At 32.2% G+C, this 17,811-nt stretch carries 16 protein-coding genes and 2 pseudogenes; 11 read left to right on the top strand and 7 right to left on the bottom strand.

Features of this window, described 5'->3' with window-relative positions:
• Positions 1-3 precede the first annotated feature (3 nt).
• Complete coding sequence (gene hflX / locus BLQ93_RS05730) at positions 4-1,077, top strand: GTPase HflX (RefSeq protein ID WP_092128830.1); 1,074 nt, start codon at positions 4-6, stop codon at positions 1,075-1,077.
• Here hflX and BLQ93_RS05725 read toward each other — a convergent pair.
• The 5 genes and pseudogenes from BLQ93_RS05725 to BLQ93_RS09770 form a co-directional block, all read right to left on the bottom strand.
• A complete protein-coding gene (locus BLQ93_RS05725; protein ID WP_092128828.1) occupies positions 1,072-1,392 on the bottom strand; it encodes a hypothetical protein in 321 nt (106 codons plus the stop codon). The genes hflX and BLQ93_RS05725 overlap by 6 nt on opposite strands.
• Before the next feature lie 11 nt (positions 1,393-1,403).
• Positions 1,404-1,589, bottom strand: coding sequence for a hypothetical protein (locus BLQ93_RS05720; RefSeq protein ID WP_025392810.1), 186 nt, complete (start codon positions 1,587-1,589; stop codon positions 1,404-1,406).
• Between the two features lie 115 nt (positions 1,590-1,704).
• Positions 1,705-3,063: an acetate kinase gene (locus BLQ93_RS05715; RefSeq protein ID WP_092128825.1), complete on the bottom strand. Its 1,359-nt coding sequence runs from the start codon at positions 3,061-3,063 to the stop codon at positions 1,705-1,707.
• A gap of 12 nt (positions 3,064-3,075) precedes the next feature.
• Positions 3,076-3,552: pseudogene (locus tag BLQ93_RS09775) on the bottom strand (phosphate acyltransferase); the annotation flags it as partial.
• 49 nt (positions 3,553-3,601) lie between these two features.
• Positions 3,602-4,005: pseudogene (locus BLQ93_RS09770) on the bottom strand (phosphate acyltransferase).
• 283 nt (positions 4,006-4,288) lie between these two features.
• On the opposite strand from BLQ93_RS09770, the gene BLQ93_RS05705 reads away from it, so the two are divergent.
• The 3 genes from BLQ93_RS05705 to BLQ93_RS05695 all read left to right on the top strand — a co-directional run bounded on the left by BLQ93_RS05705 (position 4,289) and on the right by BLQ93_RS05695 (position 6,463).
• Entirely contained in the window at positions 4,289-4,711 is a 423-nt protein-coding gene (locus BLQ93_RS05705; RefSeq protein WP_092128824.1) for a rhodanese-like domain-containing protein, read from the top strand.
• Between the two features lie 173 nt (positions 4,712-4,884).
• Complete coding sequence (locus BLQ93_RS05700) at positions 4,885-5,232, top strand: sulfurtransferase (protein ID WP_092128822.1); 348 nt, start codon at positions 4,885-4,887, stop codon at positions 5,230-5,232.
• A 115-nt stretch (positions 5,233-5,347) separates the two neighbouring features.
• The gene (locus BLQ93_RS05695) at positions 5,348-6,463 is read left to right on the top strand and encodes a DNA polymerase III subunit beta (protein WP_092128820.1); all 1,116 of its coding nucleotides are present in this window, start codon (positions 5,348-5,350) and stop codon (positions 6,461-6,463) included.
• On the opposite strand, the gene BLQ93_RS05690 is transcribed toward BLQ93_RS05695, so the two are convergent.
• Positions 6,464-6,808 (bottom strand): cupin domain-containing protein, encoded by a 345-nt coding sequence (locus BLQ93_RS05690; protein WP_092128818.1) that lies wholly within the window; start codon positions 6,806-6,808, stop codon positions 6,464-6,466.
• Positions 6,809-6,932: 124 nt separating this feature from the next.
• On the opposite strand from BLQ93_RS05690, the gene BLQ93_RS09540 reads away from it, so the two are divergent.
• Both BLQ93_RS09540 and BLQ93_RS05680 read left to right on the top strand, forming a co-directional pair.
• On the top strand, positions 6,933-7,163 hold the full coding sequence (locus BLQ93_RS09540) for a hypothetical protein (RefSeq protein WP_216818746.1): 231 nt from the start codon (positions 6,933-6,935) through the stop codon (positions 7,161-7,163).
• 82 nt (positions 7,164-7,245) lie between these two features.
• On the top strand, positions 7,246-7,986 hold the full coding sequence (locus BLQ93_RS05680) for a DUF815 domain-containing protein (protein WP_092128816.1): 741 nt from the start codon (positions 7,246-7,248) through the stop codon (positions 7,984-7,986).
• 3 nt (positions 7,987-7,989) lie between these two features.
• On the opposite strand, the gene BLQ93_RS05675 is transcribed toward BLQ93_RS05680, so the two are convergent.
• Positions 7,990-8,787, bottom strand: coding sequence for a YihY/virulence factor BrkB family protein (locus BLQ93_RS05675; RefSeq protein ID WP_092128815.1), 798 nt, complete (start codon positions 8,785-8,787; stop codon positions 7,990-7,992).
• A 202-nt stretch (positions 8,788-8,989) separates the two neighbouring features.
• On the opposite strand from BLQ93_RS05675, the gene nifJ reads away from it, so the two are divergent.
• The 5 genes from nifJ to BLQ93_RS05650 all read left to right on the top strand — a co-directional run bounded on the left by nifJ (position 8,990) and on the right by BLQ93_RS05650 (position 17,150).
• Positions 8,990-12,523 carry a pyruvate:ferredoxin (flavodoxin) oxidoreductase gene (nifJ, locus tag BLQ93_RS05670; protein WP_092128813.1) on the top strand — a complete coding sequence of 1,178 codons (3,534 nt, stop codon included), beginning with the start codon at positions 8,990-8,992 and terminating at the stop codon, positions 12,521-12,523.
• Positions 12,524-12,573: 50 nt separating this feature from the next.
• The gene (locus BLQ93_RS05665) at positions 12,574-13,329 is read left to right on the top strand and encodes an amidohydrolase family protein (RefSeq protein WP_092128811.1); all 756 of its coding nucleotides are present in this window, start codon (positions 12,574-12,576) and stop codon (positions 13,327-13,329) included.
• 222 nt (positions 13,330-13,551) lie between these two features.
• Entirely contained in the window at positions 13,552-14,922 is a 1,371-nt protein-coding gene (locus BLQ93_RS05660) for an MmgE/PrpD family protein (protein WP_092128809.1), read from the top strand.
• A gap of 1 nt (position 14,923) precedes the next feature.
• Entirely contained in the window at positions 14,924-15,811 is an 888-nt protein-coding gene (prpB, locus tag BLQ93_RS05655) for a methylisocitrate lyase (RefSeq protein WP_092128807.1), read from the top strand.
• 16 nt (positions 15,812-15,827) lie between these two features.
• Entirely contained in the window at positions 15,828-17,150 is a 1,323-nt protein-coding gene (locus BLQ93_RS05650) for a citrate (Si)-synthase (protein WP_092128805.1), read from the top strand.
• Positions 17,151-17,811 lie beyond the last annotated feature (661 nt).

The raw sequence follows: 17,811 nt of genomic DNA, 5'->3' as shown, positions 1-17,811 counted from the left end.
AAAATGCAAGATCTTCAAGAAAAAGCCATTTTAGTTAGCGTATTTTTAAACGAAAAAGATGAAAAGTCATTGCAAGAATTAGAAGAACTTGCCAAAACAGCTGGCGCAGAAGTTGTTGGCGTATTAACACAAAAACGAAAAAACATAGATAAAACTTACTATTTAGGAAAAGGCAAAATAGAAGAGCTAAAAAATCTAATTGAACAAAAAGGTGCTAATATTGTCATATTTAACAACGAACTATCTGGTAGCCAGGTAAAAAATATCGAAGATATACTAAATACAAAAGTTATTGATAGAACCAATCTAATCTTAGACATATTTGCAAAACATGCCAAAACAAAAGAAGGTATGCTTCAGGTAAAGCTTGCCCAGTTAAAATATTCACTTACAAGATTAAGAGGCATAGGCGTTACACTTTCAAGATTGGGTGGTGGCATAGGCACAAGGGGTCCTGGCGAAACACAACTGGAAACAGACATAAGGCATATCAAGCGCTCTATTTTACACATTGAAAAACAAATTGAAGAAATAAAACAACATAGGAGTCTATACAGGAAAAGAAGACAAAAAAATCAAATTCCTGTAGTTGCCATAATAGGATATACAAATGCAGGTAAATCAACTTTAATTAATGCACTTACCAATGCAGATGCCTATGTTGAAAATAAGTTATTTGCAACGCTGGATCCTTTAGCTAGAAAATTACGTTTGCCCAATAACAAAATAGTTCTATTGATTGATACGGTTGGTTTTATTAAAAATTTACCCCACCAGTTAATTGAAGCTTTCAAATCAACGCTTGAAGAAATAAAATTTGCAGATTTAATATTAAATGTTGTTGATATAAGTCAGAATGATTACGAAGAAAAAATTAAAGTAACAGAAAAAATTCTATCAGATTTAGAGTGTTTCAATAAACCAGTTATTACAGTTTACAATAAATCAGATTTACTTGAAACATTACCAAAAAACACTGATAAAGAAGTATATATATCAGCTAGATACAAAACTAATTTACATGATTTGGTTTTTTGCATACAAAACGCGCTTGAATCAGGCAACAAATCTTTATAAAATTTTCATTCTGATCTTTGTAAAGTAAACATTTATTTGTTTATCTGCAAAATACATCAAAACTACATCTGTTTCAGGTGTGGAGTTACCCAGTTTAGCACCATCTGTAACAAAAAAATTATCACCTTCATTTAAAGAAGGCAAAAGGACCTTACCCAAATCTCGATTTTTCCAGCTTACATAACTTTTTTGACTTTCATAAAAGTATTCTACATCATCAAAGCCATTTTGTTTTGCAAAACTGTCAATTGTAGCTTTTTGTACGAGTTTTTCGCTTTCATCGTCTGCAACTATATATGCAACGTTTCTAGGCATAATACCCCCATTTATAGTAATTTTATAACATCAGTTTCTTCATTTATTAAGATTTCAGACACATTTGGAGATCTTTTGTAGCGTTCTATCATTTTCTTTTTGGCTTCGCTTTTATTTTCTGCTTTTACAATGTTTGTAGTAACTACTTTCTTTTCGTCTTTATATATAAGCATAGCCAGAACTTTATACGTATTCATTCTACACCTTTTTTAAAATCTGTCTAATTATAATTATTTATAAAGTAAAAGTCAAACAAAATTAACTCTTAAAATATTTTTGCAAATTAAACACAATTTATAAATATTTTTAAATTTATTTAAGTGGTTTATAGTTTTTCTTTTGAAAAGAATATTCATAGCTTATATGACTTTTATAATTTCCACTTAAAACTGCAATTGTATCTTCAATAAATACTCGCTCTTCATCTGTTGGAATAACAAAAACCTTTACTTTAGAATAATCTTTTGTTATAGCAATCTCACCTGTACTTGAGTCTGCTTTGAGGTTTTTGTCTTTATCTAAAATAATACCTAAATTTTCTAATTTTCTTAACACCATATACCTTAAAAGAGGCGAATTTTCGCCAACACCTGCAGTAAAAACAATAGCATCCAAATAACCATTTAAGGCAAAAAAGTAAGAACCTAAATATTTTCTAATCTCATATGCTTCAATTTGCAAAGCTAACATACAACGCGGATCGCCTTCTTCAGCTTTTTTAAAAATAGATAGATGCTCTTGTTCTATATCACCAATTAAATTTTCTGTATCGAGCTCATCTATACTATTAATATCTATTTTGGCATTGTTTATAATATCCCTTCTATCATAATATTTTCCTGTTATACCAAGCAAACCTGATTTTTTGTTTAAAATATCCATCATTTGAGTTGGGCTTAATTTTAACTTTTCTTGCATATACAATGGTATAGCAGGATCAATATCGCCACAGCGTGTACCCATTACAGCGCCCTGCAAAGGCGTAAAACCCATTGAAGTATCAATGCTTGCCCCAGATTTTATTGCGCAAAATGAAACTCCGTTTCCTATATGCAATGTAATTAAATTGGTATCCTTTATATGTTTATCAAGCATTACCGCAGCTCTACGCGAAACATATAAATGGCTTGAACCATGAAAACCATATCGTCTTATACCATACTTTTCATACCACTCGAAAGGTAAAGCATATATATAAGCAAAATCTGGTATGGTAGAGTGAAATGCTGTATCAAAAATTGCTACTTGTGGTATATTGGGTAATAATTCTTTTGTTGCTAGAATACCAGCTAAATTTGGAGGATTGTGCAATGGCGCAAGACTAGATAGTTTTTGAATTGTTGAAATAACTTTATTATCTATAAGTGTGCTTTTTTTGAATTTTTCTCCACCATGAACTACCCTGTGGCCTATAGCATATATTTCATTTAAATCACTCAAAACACCGTCTTTGCCAATAAGTAAAGTGAATACTTCATTTACAGCTTTTGTATGATCTTTTAATTCTTTTTGATAAACAATTGTCTGATGGCCTGACCTATTGTAGTGTACAGTTGCATTAATTGTACCCACACGCTCAATTAAGCCTTTAGCAAGATTTTTTTGTAATTTCCAATCAAATAAATCAAATTTTACTGACGAACTACCACAGTTTAATACTAAAACTTTCATAAATGCCCCATCTTATACTTGAAACGAAGAAATGGCTGTTAAATAAACTATGTCCATATATTTACATCCGCGAGACAAATCATGCATAGGTTTCTTTAATCCCTGCATAATAGGTCCAATAGCTTGTGCTTTTGCAAGACGCTCAACAAGCTTATAAGCAATGTTTCCCGCATTCAAATCAGGGAAAATAAGTACATTAGCATGACCTTTTATGGGACTATCTGGCGCTTTTCTTAAAGCTACAGACTCGACCAACGCAGCATCGGCTTGAAGCTCTCCATCCACCAATATATCAGGTCGTTTTTGTTTAACAATATTTGTTGCTTCAATTACTTTATCAAGGATTTTATGTTTAACACTTGCCTTAGTAGAAAAAGACAGCATAGCTACTTTTGGTTGGGCATTCATTAACATGCTAAAATTATCCGCTGTAGCTATAGCAATATCTGCTAATTCACTAGCATTTGGATCTGGGTTCACTCCACAATCAGCAAAAAAAGCACACCATTTTCACCAAATTCATTAGTAGGCAACTCCATTAAAAAAAACTTGAAAGCAATTTAATATTTTCTTTTAAACCAATTACGTACAAACCAACTTTTATAACATCTGCAGTATCGTTTATTGCACCACCAATACATATATCAGCTAAATTTTTTCTAACTAGTAACGCTCCAATATAAAGTGGATTTTTCGATAAATTTTGGGCTTCTTTTTTATCTATTCTTTTTTTGCTAAAATTTATAATATTAAAAAGATCATCACTATAATCAAAATCAGATGTCTGTATTATTTGAATACCACCAAGATCTATACTCAAACCAATTGCTTTTTTTCTATTATGCTTTTACTACCAATTAAGATAGGATACGCAATACCCTCTCTTACACAATAAGATGCAGCCTGAATTAACCTTTCATCCTCACCTTCTGGGTAAACCACTTTTTTGGTTTTAGTTTAGACTTTGCTAAAAATTCATCCAAAATCATTATCCCTCCCATCTAATACACTATATAACTTAACTTGTAAAGTTACACAATACATAATTCTTTGTCAAATTTTTTCTTAAAAATTTATACTATTAATTAATTATGTAAGTAATAAAATTTAAAGAATAATGCAATATATTAAAACAATTAATATATATGATATATTGACTTTAACTTTATTAAGATTTATCATAAGAAAAATATTTGAAGGAGGTTATTTATGAAAAAGTCCTGGCTTGTTTGTTTTACGTTATTTTGGTTTATTGGTAGCTTTAGTAATGCTTTTGCAAAAATTTGGTATACTTACTCCTCATGAACTAGCTTCCATGATGAAAACAGATCAAAATCTGGTAATTATTGACGCAAGGGACCATAGTTCATACATTGCATCGCATATACCAAAAGCTATCAATATAAGCCCAACTGGCAGTTTATTTACTGGTTTTGGACCAAATCCTTTTGCTGTAGTTGATTCAAATCCACAATTACAAAAAGTATTATCTCAAAAAGGCATCAGAAATGATTCAGACTGTGTAGTATACACAGGTTCATCTACAGCTTTTGGTGTCAAAGGTGGTAATCCTGCTTTTGCTCTAACCAGGGCAACACGCATAATGGCCGTCTTTACTATGCTGGTGTTAAAAATGTTTATTACCTAAACGGTGGTTTTGACAAATGGGTAGACGAAAAATTACCTGTCCAAAAAGGTGACTATGCTTTAAAAACCAGCCATTTTGTTATTGTAAGAAATAACCCATTTGTTTTTGCAAATGAAGATTTTATAAGGTGGGCAGTTAAACACGAAAACGAAATTCAGTTTGTTGATTCTAGAATGGATCCAGAATATACAGGGCAGGTTAATGATGAAAAGTTTGGTGTTTCAAAACTCGGTCATATTAAAGGTGCAAGGAATGTATTTGTTGGCGAATACATGGAAAAAGTTGACAATTATTATGTGATTAAACCAAAAGCTCAAATTGAACAAATACTTCAAAAAGCTGGCATTGATCCAAATAAGCCTATGATCTCATATTGCCACATTGGTTATTGGGGAAGCGGTTTATGGTTTATTGCCAATGCTATTTTAGACAATAAACTTGCATGGGATTATAATGGATCTTTAGTTAAAGCTTCTATGGATAAGGACATTCCTTTTGTAAAAGGACCCAATCCTTATTAAGTTAAGCTAACCTGGCAAGATAGCTTAAAAAAGCTATCTTGCGCCTTTCTTTTAAAAATGGATTTTTATATTTTTTTTTATATAATACTTATAAGGATTTGAAGAAGGGGGTTTTATGCAGTTTATTATTGATGCAAGTATAATAAAAAAAATAATTCCAAGTGTTTCTGGAGCTTTGTCAAAAGACAAAAATTCAATATTGAGTAATTACTATGTTAGTATAAAAGACAAAATACTATCGCTAACTTCTTCAAACGATACCGTTCAGATAAATGTAGCTTATCCTGTTGAAAATACAGGTAATTGCGAATTTTTAGCTAAACCAGACTTGTTTGAAAGACTAAAAGCATTGAATGGAGAAATTTACTTTGAGTTGCAAGACAGTTTGCTAACAATAAAAAACGGCTCCTATAAAACAACAGCAAAAATTTTCAAAAACAATGACTATCCTTTGGAATCAACTGCCGATTACAACACTATTGGTACTTTTGATTCAAATGAAATATTAGAACTACTAAAAGCCCATATTGCAAGCAGCAAAGAAGACGAACAAACAAGAGAATTCACAGGAATATTAATAGAAATTGATCAAAATAAAACAAACTTTGTAGCAACAAACCGATCAAGACTATTTTGGATAAACAAAAAAATAGATATTGATAAAAACTTTTACTGTATAATTGAAAAAGAAGGCATACTACAGCTTAGTCGTGTCTTAAAGGCCAATGATAAGATAAATATGCTATATAAAGGCAATCCTGAAAATATAACAAAGATAGCTTTTCAAAGCTCAAACGCAACAATAATCTCCAAAACAATAAATGGTCAATTTCCACAGTACCAAGCCGTTGTATTGGAAGACGCCCAAAATGTATCATGTATAATATTTGACAGAGAATCTCTAAAAAGTTCACTTCAAAAAGTACTGGCACTATCAAGTGATGATCTTGGAGTTGTTGAATTTAACATTAAAGAGAATACTGTTGAGCTAACAGTAACAAACAAAGAAGGCGAAGTTGCAACAGATATTATTGATTTCTTGACTTGTCAAGAAAAAACACATACACAAATTACCCTAAATATCAATGGCCGCTATACTCTGGATTTTTTAAATAATGTACAATCTAGTTCAATTTATTTTTATTATAAAGAAGCAATTAAACCTCTTGAATTAAAAGCAATAAGCGAAAGTAAAATAAATTACATATATGTCATGACACCTGTAAGATAACTACAATTTATTTAACCAGAAGCTAAAATCTCTTCCAGGAACAAAAATATCAAGGCCAACCGAAGCCTCATTAAGTAGATTTTTTACAACATGAGGTTCGTTTGGCTCAATAAAAACGCAATCGTTTTGTGATAGTATAACCTCTCTATCTTTGTTTTTTACAGACATTTTGCCTTTCAATACAACCAATACCTGGGCATTTTCATGCGCATGTTCTGGTGAAGCATGAAAAGGCGGTTTTATAAAATACTCTATTGAAATAGATTTTTGGTCACAAAGACTTACACGCTTCCAATCCTTTTGAGGTTCATAATTTTTTGCACTTTCAAAAAATATTACTTTCATTATTTGCCTCCTTTCTTTTAAAAATATATAGATTTATTAAAAAAATCAATCTTTAAATAATTTTACTTTAATTTTACCAAAAAAGCATAAAGTCATTCTCTAAGAATTACTTGGAGGTGTTTGAATGTTAAAGAAGTTATTAGCTTCATGTGTAGTTGTAGGTTTAATGGTAAGCCCAGTTTTGGCTGCAGAAAATGCAAAGCCGGCTCCGGTAAAAAACGAAACAAAGGTTGAGAAAAAAGCAGTTGAAAAGAAAGCTGCAGAGAAAAAAGCAGTTGAAAAGAAAGCTGCAGCCAAAAAAGCTCCGGTTAAAAAAGAAGCTCCAAAAAAAGCTGAAAAAACAGAAAAAAAGTAAACTTCAACAAACTAAAAAGAGTTGGGCATTGATGCCTAACTCTTTTTTTTGAAAAAATCAATGTTTTTAATATAATACATTTATGTTTGAAAATCATTTAATTGCCAGATGGTACAACGGTTGTCTTAAAGAAATTAATGGTTTTAGCGCACCTAAAAAGCTACTTTTTCTAGATAAGCAAATAGAAATGGCAAGTAAAAACACGCTTGCTCTTGTAAGTGGTTATGAAGCCTTAAATATGTTTTTTTATGGTGAAAATGGGCTTGGAAAATCATCACTTGTAAAGTATCTTATTGATAAATTTAGCTCAAAAGGTCTAAGATGTATAGAATATTTAGAAGAAGATATATACTCAATATACGAGTTATTTGATTTTATAAAAAAGAGTGAGTACAAATTTTTTATTTACTTTGATGATCTGGCTTTTGAAGATAACAATAAAGAATTTAGAAAGTTTAAGTCTATTATTGAAGGCTCGCTCGAAGAAAAACCAAAGAATTGCATTTTTTTGATTACATCAAATAAAAAACGCCTTATAAAACAGAAAGTTCTTACGCTTGATAGTAATATATTTGAAAAAGAAGAAGAAAATGAAAAATTATCTTTATTTTCACGTTTTGGACTATCAATTGGCTTTTATCCTCTTGAACTCTCAGAATTCTTAGAAGTAGTTAATTTTTACCTTAATGAATTTAATGTTAAAATTAATTTTAACATTAAACAAGAAGCACAAAACTTTGCTTTAGGATATGGTATTTATAGCGGTCGCGTTGCAAAACAATTTGCTCTTTTAAAATTCATTGAGCAATTTTCAATACAATAGTATCTAACTTGTTTGCTCTAAATTGTGTACTATATGAGCCCCTATCAAAAAAACACAGAAAAGTAAGTAAACCCACACCAAAAAAGCAATATAACCCCAAAAAGCTCCATATATAAAATTAAGTTTGCCAATATTTTTTACGTATATAATAAATAATCTTTTTAAGATTTCCAGCACTAAAGCAAAAAAGAAAGCCCCTTTCATTGCATTTTTAACACTTACTTTATTTCGTGGTAAAAATTTATACAACAAAAAAGCTATGATAAACAAAGATAAAAAAGGCACTATATAAATTCCAATAAAATCAACCAACAAAAAATGTTTAATTACGTTTCTAAACATTACATCGACAAATTCAAAAGGTAAAAACAATCCACCTAAATAAGCAACTATTAAAACCATAGCTATACCAATTAACATAATATAAACAAAAAACAAATCCAAAATGGATCTTTTTTTATTAAAATTAAAAATTTTATTTATATGAACATCAAGCATATAAAAATAAGACAGTGAAGTGATTGCATATAAAATCAAGCTAAAATAACTAATTTTTTTATGTATAAGTGGCTTTATAATGCTTAAAATCGTACCTTTTAGCATTACAGGAAAAATAAGTGTTATTTTTTGAATTATAAAATTATAATAATGTGTCGAGCTTGACACAAGAAAAATTAATATTGAACTTAAAAAGAGCAAAAAAGGCACAAGTGCTAATATAAAGTAAAACGATAAAGAAGATGCAATTAAAAAACCATCATTTTTAGCAAAGCTAATAATACTTTTTAATACAGTATTCATAATTGTTAATATTGCCTAAAAACCAATTTTGTCAATGCAAATACAAATTTATAGAGGATTATTATATTAATTTAATAAAGTTTATATACAATTAACAAAATGCAAAAAATCTATTTGACAAAAAAAATTAAATCTATTAGTATAATTCTAAATTAAGGTGGTTTTTTTCATTTGAATTTGTATATTTATTTAGGAGGTTGGGATGCCAAAGACAATGAAAAGCATGGATGGTAATACCGCTGCTGCACATGTGGCTTACGCTTTTACAGAAGTAGCTACAATTTACCCTATTACACCGTCATCAAACATGGCAGAAGCAGTGGATGCATGGGCTGCAGAAGGTAGGAAAAATATTTTTGGACAAACGGTAAAAGTTGTAGAAATGCAATCAGAGGCTGGCGCAGCTGGTGCTGTTCATGGAAGCCTTGTAGGAGGTGCTCTAACAACTACGTTTACTGCATCTCAGGGTTTACTTTTGATGATTCCAAATATGTATAAAATTGCGGGAGAGTTGTTACCAGGCGTATTTCATGTAGCAGCAAGAACAGTAGCAACTCATGCGCTTTCTATATTTGGAGACCATTCAGATGTTATGGCTGTAAGACAAACGGGTTTTAGTCTTTTATCTTCTGGAAGCGTTCAGGAAGCTATGGATTTGGCAGCTGTTGCGCATCTAAGTGCAATTAAAGCCAGAGTGCCTTTCTTGCATTTTTTTGATGGATTTAGAACATCACACGAAATACAAAAAATAGAAGTTTTAGATTACGAAGATTTAGCAAAACTTGTAGATTGGGAGGCAATTGAACGCTTTAGAAAAAATTCACTAAACCCAGAAAGACCAAAAATCATTGGAACAGCCCAAAACCCGGACATATTCTTCCAAGCAAGAGAATCTGCAAACAGATTTTATGAAGCCGTACCAGATATAGTTGCTTCTTATATGGATGAAATAAACAAACTAACAGGCAGAAACTATAAGCCTTTCAATTATTACGGTGACCCAAACGCAGAAAATATAATAGTCGCAATGGGTTCAGTTGGAGAAACCATTGAAGAAGTAGTTGATTATTTAAATTCTAAAGGCGAAAAGGTTGGTTTAATAAGAGTAAGACTCTATAGACCGTTTTCACCCAAATACTTCTTTGAAGCATTACCAAAAAGTGTAAAGAAAATAGCCGTCCTCGATAGAACAAAAGAACCGGGCGCTTTGGGTGAGCCTTTATACGAAGATGTTAAAACCTTATTTTACGATACACAGAATGCTCCACTAATTGTCGGTGGTAGATATGGTTTAAGCTCAAAAGATACAACTCCATCTCAAATACTTGCTGTATTCAAAAACCTCAAATCAGACAAACCAAAAGATCATTTTACAATAGGCATAGTTGATGATGTTACTTACCTATCATTACCGATAGATGAAGAAATTAATACTTCAGATAAAGACACAGTGTGTTGCAAATTTTGGGGTTTTGGCTCAGATGGTACAGTTGGCGCAAACAAAGATGCAATCAAAATTATTGGCGATAATACAGATATGTATGCACAAGGATATTTTGCATACGATTCTAAAAAAAGTGGTGGTGTAACGGTATCGCATTTAAGATTTGGTAAAAAACCAATTAAGTCAACTTATCTTATAGATCAAGCAGATTATATTGCCTGCCACAAGCAATCATACGTGTATTTGTATGATGTACTTGCTGGCTTAAAGAAAAACGGCACATTTGTTTTAAACACTATCTGGGATGAATCCGAACTTGACAAGCACTTGCCAAACAAAATGAAACGCTATTTAGCAGAAAACAACATTAACTTCTACATAATAAATGCTACCAAGATTGCAAAAGAAATAGGTCTTGGAGCACGCATAAACATGATAATGCAGGCAGCGTTTTTTAAACTGGCAAACATCATACCTATAGAAACTGCAACAAAACTCTTAAAAGAAGCAATTGTTCACTCATATGGCAAACAAGGCGATAAAGTCATAAATATGAACTATCAGGCAGTCGATAGAGGTATTGATTCAATAGTAAAAGTAAATGTACCAGAAAGCTGGAAACATGTGCCAGTTGAAGAAGAAAAGAAAGGTGAAAACCGTCCAGAATTTATAAAAAATGTGGTTGATGTAATGAACAGACTTGAAGGCGACAAATTGCCTGTATCCACATTTGTTGGCAGAGAAAACGGCGAGTTCCCATCTGGCACTTCTGCTTATGAAAAACGTGGTATAGCCATAGACGTGCCAGAATGGATCCCAGAAAATTGTATCCAATGTAACTTATGTTCGTATGTTTGCCCGCATGCTGCTATCAGACCATTTTTGCTAAACGAAGAAGAAGCAAAAATCAAACCTGCTGATTTTGTTACAAAAAAAGCTATTGGCAAAGAAGTAAAAGGGTATGAATATAGAATACAGGTATCTGTGCTTGATTGTACAGGCTGTGGTAGTTGCGCCGAAGTATGTCCAACACCTAAAAAAGCTCTCGTAATGAAACCTATAGAGACACAAACCAAAGATATAGAAAATTGGAACTTTGCAATAGAGAAAGTTTCAGAAAAAGAAATACCAACTGATACCGTTAAAAACAGTCAATTTTCAAGACCACTTTTAGAGTTTTCTGGTGCTTGTGCAGGTTGTGGTGAAACACCGTACGATAAATTAGTAACACAACTTTTTGGCGATAGGATGATTATTGCTACAGCAACAGGATGCTCTTCTATATGGGGTGCTTCTGCTCCTTCTATGCCATACTGCAAAAATTCTCAAGGCAAAGGCCCAGCATGGGGTAACTCTTTATTTGAAGACAACGCAGAGTATTGCCTGGGTATTGCTTTATCAGTTAAACACCAAAGAGAAACTTTACGCCAAGTAATTGAAAAGATTTTAGAAACCGACATGGATGAAACTTCCAAAATGCCATTTAAAAAGTGGATTGAAAACATGAATGATCCAAAGATAACAAAACAAGCAGCTCTTGAGATAGGTACAATTATTGCAAACAAAAATAAATATTCTTCAAATGTGCAAGACTTGCTTTCAAAAGTTGAAAAAAGTCAGGATATGCTGGTTAAAAAATCCATCTGGGCATTTGGCGGTGACGGTTGGGCTTATGATATTGGATATGGTGGCATAGACCATGTAATTGCTTCCGGCGAAGATGTCAATATACTTGTCGTTGATACAGAAGTTTATTCAAATACAGGTGGTCAATCATCTAAAGCAACACCTGAGGCTGCAATTGCTCAATTTGCTGCAGCAGGTAAGCGCACAAAGAAAAAAGATTTAGGCTTAATGGCAACAACTTACGGTTATGTATATGTAGCTCAGATTGCTATGGGAGCAGATTATAATCAAACACTCAAAGCTATACAGGAAGCAGAAAGCTACCCGGGCCCATCGTTAATTATAGCATATGCACCATGTATAGCCCACGGTATAAAAGCTGGCATGGCAAAAGTTCAAGAACAACAAAAAAAGGCTGTTGAGGCAGGTTACTGGCATTTGTATAGATACAATCCGCTGCTAAAAAAAGAAGGTAAAAACCCATTTATTCTCGATTCAAAAGAACCAGATCTATCTAAATTTAAAGATTTCTTGTTAAGCGAGGTCAGGTATGCCGCACTTCAGCGAACATTTCCTGATTTAGCTGAAAAGCTATACGAAAAAGCTCAAGAAGATGCTAAAGAACGCTATGAAAATTACAAGCGTATGGCTTCTTATCAATATTAAACTTAAACTTATGCTTTGGCCCCTCAAATTATTGAGGGGCTTTTTATTTTATGCAAAAAATATTTGATGCTATATTTCATATAATTGATTACAATTATAAAATAATTGAAAATCAAGGATACAAACCACCTCAATTCTTACCGAAAGATTATTTGGAGTTTATGTCAAATTATGAGTTATTGGGGGGCGCAATAGTTTCTGGTTCATTCCAGGACTTTGATACACAATATTTAAAATCTGCGTTATCGTTTTTTGGTAAAAATTATGTTGGAGTAATAAACTATAATCCAGACTATAGCGATTCGGATATAATTGAATTAGACAAAATAGGCGTAAAAGCTATTAGATTCAATATAAAAAGAGGCACAAAAGAAACAATAGACACGATTGAGTATGCATCAAAGCGCGTTTTTGAAATAGCTAGTTGGCACAGCGAGATTTATATAGACTCTAAAGATATAGAATCAATAAAAAACAAGCTACTAAGTATCCCATGTCTTGTGGTAGATCATCTGGGTTTATCAAAGGATGGTTTCTTAAATGTATTAAATTTAGTTGAAAAAGGTGCCTATGTAAAAGCCAGCGGTTTTGGCAGGTTAGATTTTGACCCTGTATTTGCTATAAAGCAAATTGTTAGTATAAATCCAAATGCCTGTGTTTTTGGTAGCGATTTACCATCTACAAGAGCACAAAGACCATTTTCATACTCGGATATTGATCTTATAAATAACAATTTTGATGATTCCCAAAAAAGAAAAATTTTTTACGAAAACGGTTTGAATCTCTACAGGTTAAACTTAAAATAAATTTTTAAATTTATATTTATAAGCAAAACTTATATAAAAATTTATTAAATTTAATGCTAAAAATTATTGAATTTATATTTCCATTAATTTATACATTTATTTTAAGCTTTTTTTATTTGTTTATTAAATATAATTTACTATATCTATATTACTTATTTACTTGATCTTCATGAATTAGTATTTATCTTCAATAAGAGAATAAATAAACGATAGGAGGTAAAAATGGATAAGTACACTAAAATTTTTGCAGATTATGTTGTAAATACCAAAATGATACCGCAAGAATCAATTCATGAAGCCAAAAGGCGAATATTAGATTCATTTGGTGTCATGTATGCTGCATTTCACGAAGATGCACCTAAAGCTGTTAGAAAATATGCTTATATGTTTGAAACACAAGACGGTTCTTATCTTTTTGGTTTTCCTTTCAAAACAACACCAGAGGTTGCTGCCTTTGCAAACGGTGTTTTGGTGAGGTATCTTGATTTTAATGATACTTATCTATCAAAAGAACCACTCCATCCAAGCGATTGCATACCAGGATTATGGGCTGTGGGCGAATGGAAAAAAATTGGTGGTCAAAAACTCTTAGAATCAATTGTTGTAGCTTACGAAATTGGTGTTAATCTATGCGATGCGGCAAGTTTAAGAAAACACGGGTGGGATCATGTAAACTATGTTACTATTATGGAAGCTTGCGGTCTTGGTAAATTATTGGGTCTTGAAGAACAAACCATACAACATGCAATTTCTTTAGCTTTAATACCCAATTTATCTGCGCGCCAAACAAGGGCCGGTGAACTTTCCATGTGGAAAGGTGCAGCTGCTGCCAATTCTGTAAGAAATGCCATCTTTGGTACTTTTCTGGCTATGAACGGTATGAGTGGTCCTTATCAACCATTTGAAGGTGAGATGGGCTTTTTTAAGCAAGTATTGGAAAACGAAACATTTGATGATAACGCTCTTGAACCTATCATAAAACAAAAAGAGCCCAAAAGAATATTTGATACTTACATTAAGTTTTATCCTGTGGAGTATCACGCTCAAAGCGTTGTTGATATAGTTAAAAAACTCCATCAGTATATAAGTTCTCCAGACGATATTGAATCAATACATATCGATACATTTAAAGCAGCATACGAAATAATAGCAAAAGACAAGGAAAAATGGGAACCAAAGACCAAAGAAACGGCAGACCATAGCATACAATACATAACAGTTGTGGGCATATTAGATGGAAATATAACAAAACATTCATTCAGTAAAGAAAAATTGAATGATCCAATTGTTAAAAAAATTCTTTCTACCAAAACAACGCTTGACCAAAAAGACGAGCTAACGGCAGGTTATCCAGACGGAATACCAAACAGAGTAACACTTAAAACTAAAGATCAAAAAGTCTACACTGAAGAAGTAAAATATCCAAAAGGCCACGCAAAAAACAAAATGAGCGATGAAGAAGTTATTGAAAAATTCAAAAATAATGCCGAAGGTATCCTAACAAATACAGAGATGGAAAATGTAATTGATGCAGTGATGAACCTTGAAAAATGCGAAGATATATCTAAATTAGCTCAATTATTGAGGGTATAAAATGAGCTGGCTTGTAGAAGAACGTATGGATAATCCATCTTTAACGCTAAAGAAATTATTGGAACAAAAAGATATCCTTGGTGTTGTTGGTGTATTTAACCCAATGAGTGCTCTAATTGCTCGTCAGGTAGGTTTTGAGTGTTGTTATTTATCTGGTGCAGCACTAACGGCAAGCTTAGGCATGCCTGATTTAAGTTTAATTGAGTTAAACGAAGTAGCAACTATGAGTACTTATATCTACAGGGCAAGTGGTCTACCAATTATAGTAGACACAGATGTAGGTTTTGGTGAAACGCTAAATGTAGCAAAAACGGCTAAAACAATGCAAGAAGCAAAAGCAGCAGCTATACAAATTGAAGACCAAGAGCTTCCAAAAAAATGTGGCCATTTATCGGGTAAAAAAGTTGTTGAAAAAGAAAGAATGGTACAAAAGATTCAAGCAGCAAAAAAAGTAGCAAAAGATTTACTCATTGTAGCAAGAACCGATGCAAAAGCTGTGGAGGGCTTAAAAAACGCAATCGATAGGGCAAATAGCTATGTAGAAGCAGGTGCAGATATCATTTTTCCTGAAGCTTTAGAAACAAAAGAAGAATTCAAAGAAGTAGCTTTAAATGTTAAAGCACCACTTTTAGCAAATATGACCGAATTTGGCAAAACTCCTTATATTACATTGGAAGAATTTAGAGACTTGGGTTACAAGATAGTAATATATCCGGTAAGTGCCTTGAGAGCTGCAAATTATGCTATAAAGAAAACTTTTGAATACATTAAAAAACACGGTACACAAAAAGGAATATTGGATCAAATGCAAACAAGGCAGGAGTTATATGAACTCATAAAGTATTCTGAGTATGAAAATTTTGACAAAGCTATCTTTGAAAAAAAATGATACCAGGAGGTGTCATATGAAGCTTAAAGAAAAACTAAAAGAAAAAATTGAAACCGAAAGGGAAAGGGTAAATAGGTTGCTTAAAGAACATGGCGATGTAAAAGTAGGGGATATAACAATAGCTCAAGTAATTGGTGGGATGAGGGGTTTAAAAGTTTTGGTTACAGATATTTCATATTTAGATCCATTTGAAGGCATACGCTACAGAGGCTATACAGTAGATGAAGTGCTTCAAAAACTTCCAAAACCAAAAGGGGCAGAAATGCCATATGATGAAGCTCAATTCTACCTTTTAATGACTGGCGATATTCCTACTGAACAGGAAGTACAAGAGATAATAGATTTATTTAAAGAAAAAAGAAAGGTTCCAAATTATGTTTATAAAGTATTGGATTCAATGCCCACTCAAGCTCGCCCTGATGTTATGCTAGCTGTAGCAGTAGATACTATGCAACAAGAATCAGTGTTTGCAAAAGCATATGCAGAAAACAAGATTACAAAACAAAACGCGTGGGAATACATGCTTGAAGATGTATTGAATTTGCTACCAAAAATTCCAATGATTGCAGCATATATCTATAGATTGAAATATAAAAACAATAATCAGATACCAGAAAATCCTGATTTGGATTTTGGCGGTAATTTTGCTCATATGATGGGTATTGATAAGCCATATGATGACTTTTCTCGATTATATTTTATTTTGCTTTCAGATCATGAAAGCGGAAACGTATCTGCCCACACAACTCACCTCGTTGCATCTGCTTGGGCGGATGCTTATTACTCTTTGGCTGCCGGTATCAATGGTTTGTCTGGTCCTTTGCATGGCGGAGCTACACAAGAAGCCTTGAAGTGGTTTCAAGAACTTCTCAAAAAACTAAATAAAATTCCTACAAAAGAAGAATTAGAGCAATTTTGCTGGGACACTTTAAACTCTGGTCAAGTAATTCCTGGATATGGTCATGCAGTATTAAGAAAAACAGATCCTCGTTTTGTAGCACAACTAGAATTTGGCAAAAAACACCTACCTGACGACAAATTATTCCAATTGGTGTCTTTGCTTTATGAGGTAGCCCCTGATGTATTAACAAAACATGGCAAAGCTAAAAATCCTTGGCCAAACTGCGATAATATAACAGGTACCATACAGGCTCACTATGGTGTAGATCAATACGAATTTTATCCTGTTTTATTTGATATTTCTCGTTCTATGGGTGTTTTATCTAATATTACATGGGATAGAGCTCTAGGCTATCCAATTGAGCGTCCAAAGTCAGTTACATTAAAAATGCTGGAGTCACTTGTGCAAAAAGACACTACAGCTAAAGTGTGGTTTTAAAACCACACTTTACTTAATAAAATAAGTAATGATATTACTTTTTTATATTTAAATAATGTAGAGAAAATTGAAATTTGAGAAAATTAACAGCATGTTTAACATATTTTTTGTAATATAAAAGACCCTTTAATCTTCAAGCTTTTAGAAAATATTATATCGTTTGTTTATTAAATAAAAAAGTTTAAACTATCTGTTGTGAAAAAATTTCTTATGAAAGTATGAATTTTTCAAAGTATCAAAAAATTTAGCAATATATTTTCGCAAAATGCTCACTCTTAGAAAAATTAAACTCAAGCATAGTTTTCTAGCAACTTTAAAAAGCATAAACCCTATATAAATAATTCCAGAAATAATTAAAAAACTTATAAAACACATTACAAAAATAAATAAAATAAACTCAACCATACATGCAATATAATATAATTCCAATTTTTAAATAATTCAAATGGTCTATTAGTTGTGATTATTATTGAACCACTCTTTATTGCTTATACACCTCTATCATTTGTAAGGTGCGTTTTGCCTAAGGTATTTACCACTCGACAATATCAAAATTAATTGTATATTCTAAGTATCCCCACTCCAGGGGGATAGGGAGATAGAGCAATGAAACCAATAAACAGGATGGTTACAAAATATGAATCATCAAGATACAACAAAC

This window comes from Desulfurella multipotens, from assembly GCF_900101285.1.
GTDB lineage: Bacteria > Campylobacterota_A > Desulfurellia > Desulfurellales > Desulfurellaceae > Desulfurella > Desulfurella acetivorans.
This window is presented reverse-complemented; position numbering and strand designations above follow the sequence as displayed.

Coding starts and splice junctions, on each gene's coding strand:
- hflX (WP_092128830.1), top strand. CDS start 4: ATGCAAGATCTTCAAGAAAAAGCCATTTTAGTTAGCGTATTTTTAAAC.
- BLQ93_RS05725 (WP_092128828.1), bottom strand. CDS start 1,392: ATGCCTAGAAACGTTGCATATATAGTTGCAGACGATGAAAGCGAAAAA.
- BLQ93_RS05720 (WP_025392810.1), bottom strand. CDS start 1,589: ATGAATACGTATAAAGTTCTGGCTATGCTTATATATAAAGACGAAAAG.
- BLQ93_RS05715 (WP_092128825.1), bottom strand. CDS start 3,063: ATGAAAGTTTTAGTATTAAACTGTGGTAGTTCGTCAGTAAAATTTGAT.
- BLQ93_RS05700 (WP_092128822.1), top strand. CDS start 4,885: ATGGATCCAGAATATACAGGGCAGGTTAATGATGAAAAGTTTGGTGTT.
- BLQ93_RS05695 (WP_092128820.1), top strand. CDS start 5,348: ATGCAGTTTATTATTGATGCAAGTATAATAAAAAAAATAATTCCAAGT.
- BLQ93_RS05690 (WP_092128818.1), bottom strand. CDS start 6,808: ATGAAAGTAATATTTTTTGAAAGTGCAAAAAATTATGAACCTCAAAAG.
- BLQ93_RS09540 (WP_216818746.1), top strand. CDS start 6,933: ATGTTAAAGAAGTTATTAGCTTCATGTGTAGTTGTAGGTTTAATGGTA.
- BLQ93_RS05680 (WP_092128816.1), top strand. CDS start 7,246: ATGTTTGAAAATCATTTAATTGCCAGATGGTACAACGGTTGTCTTAAA.
- BLQ93_RS05675 (WP_092128815.1), bottom strand. CDS start 8,787: ATGAATACTGTATTAAAAAGTATTATTAGCTTTGCTAAAAATGATGGT.
- nifJ (WP_092128813.1), top strand. CDS start 8,990: ATGCCAAAGACAATGAAAAGCATGGATGGTAATACCGCTGCTGCACAT.
- BLQ93_RS05665 (WP_092128811.1), top strand. CDS start 12,574: ATGCAAAAAATATTTGATGCTATATTTCATATAATTGATTACAATTAT.
- BLQ93_RS05660 (WP_092128809.1), top strand. CDS start 13,552: ATGGATAAGTACACTAAAATTTTTGCAGATTATGTTGTAAATACCAAA.
- prpB (WP_092128807.1), top strand. CDS start 14,924: ATGAGCTGGCTTGTAGAAGAACGTATGGATAATCCATCTTTAACGCTA.
- BLQ93_RS05650 (WP_092128805.1), top strand. CDS start 15,828: ATGAAGCTTAAAGAAAAACTAAAAGAAAAAATTGAAACCGAAAGGGAA.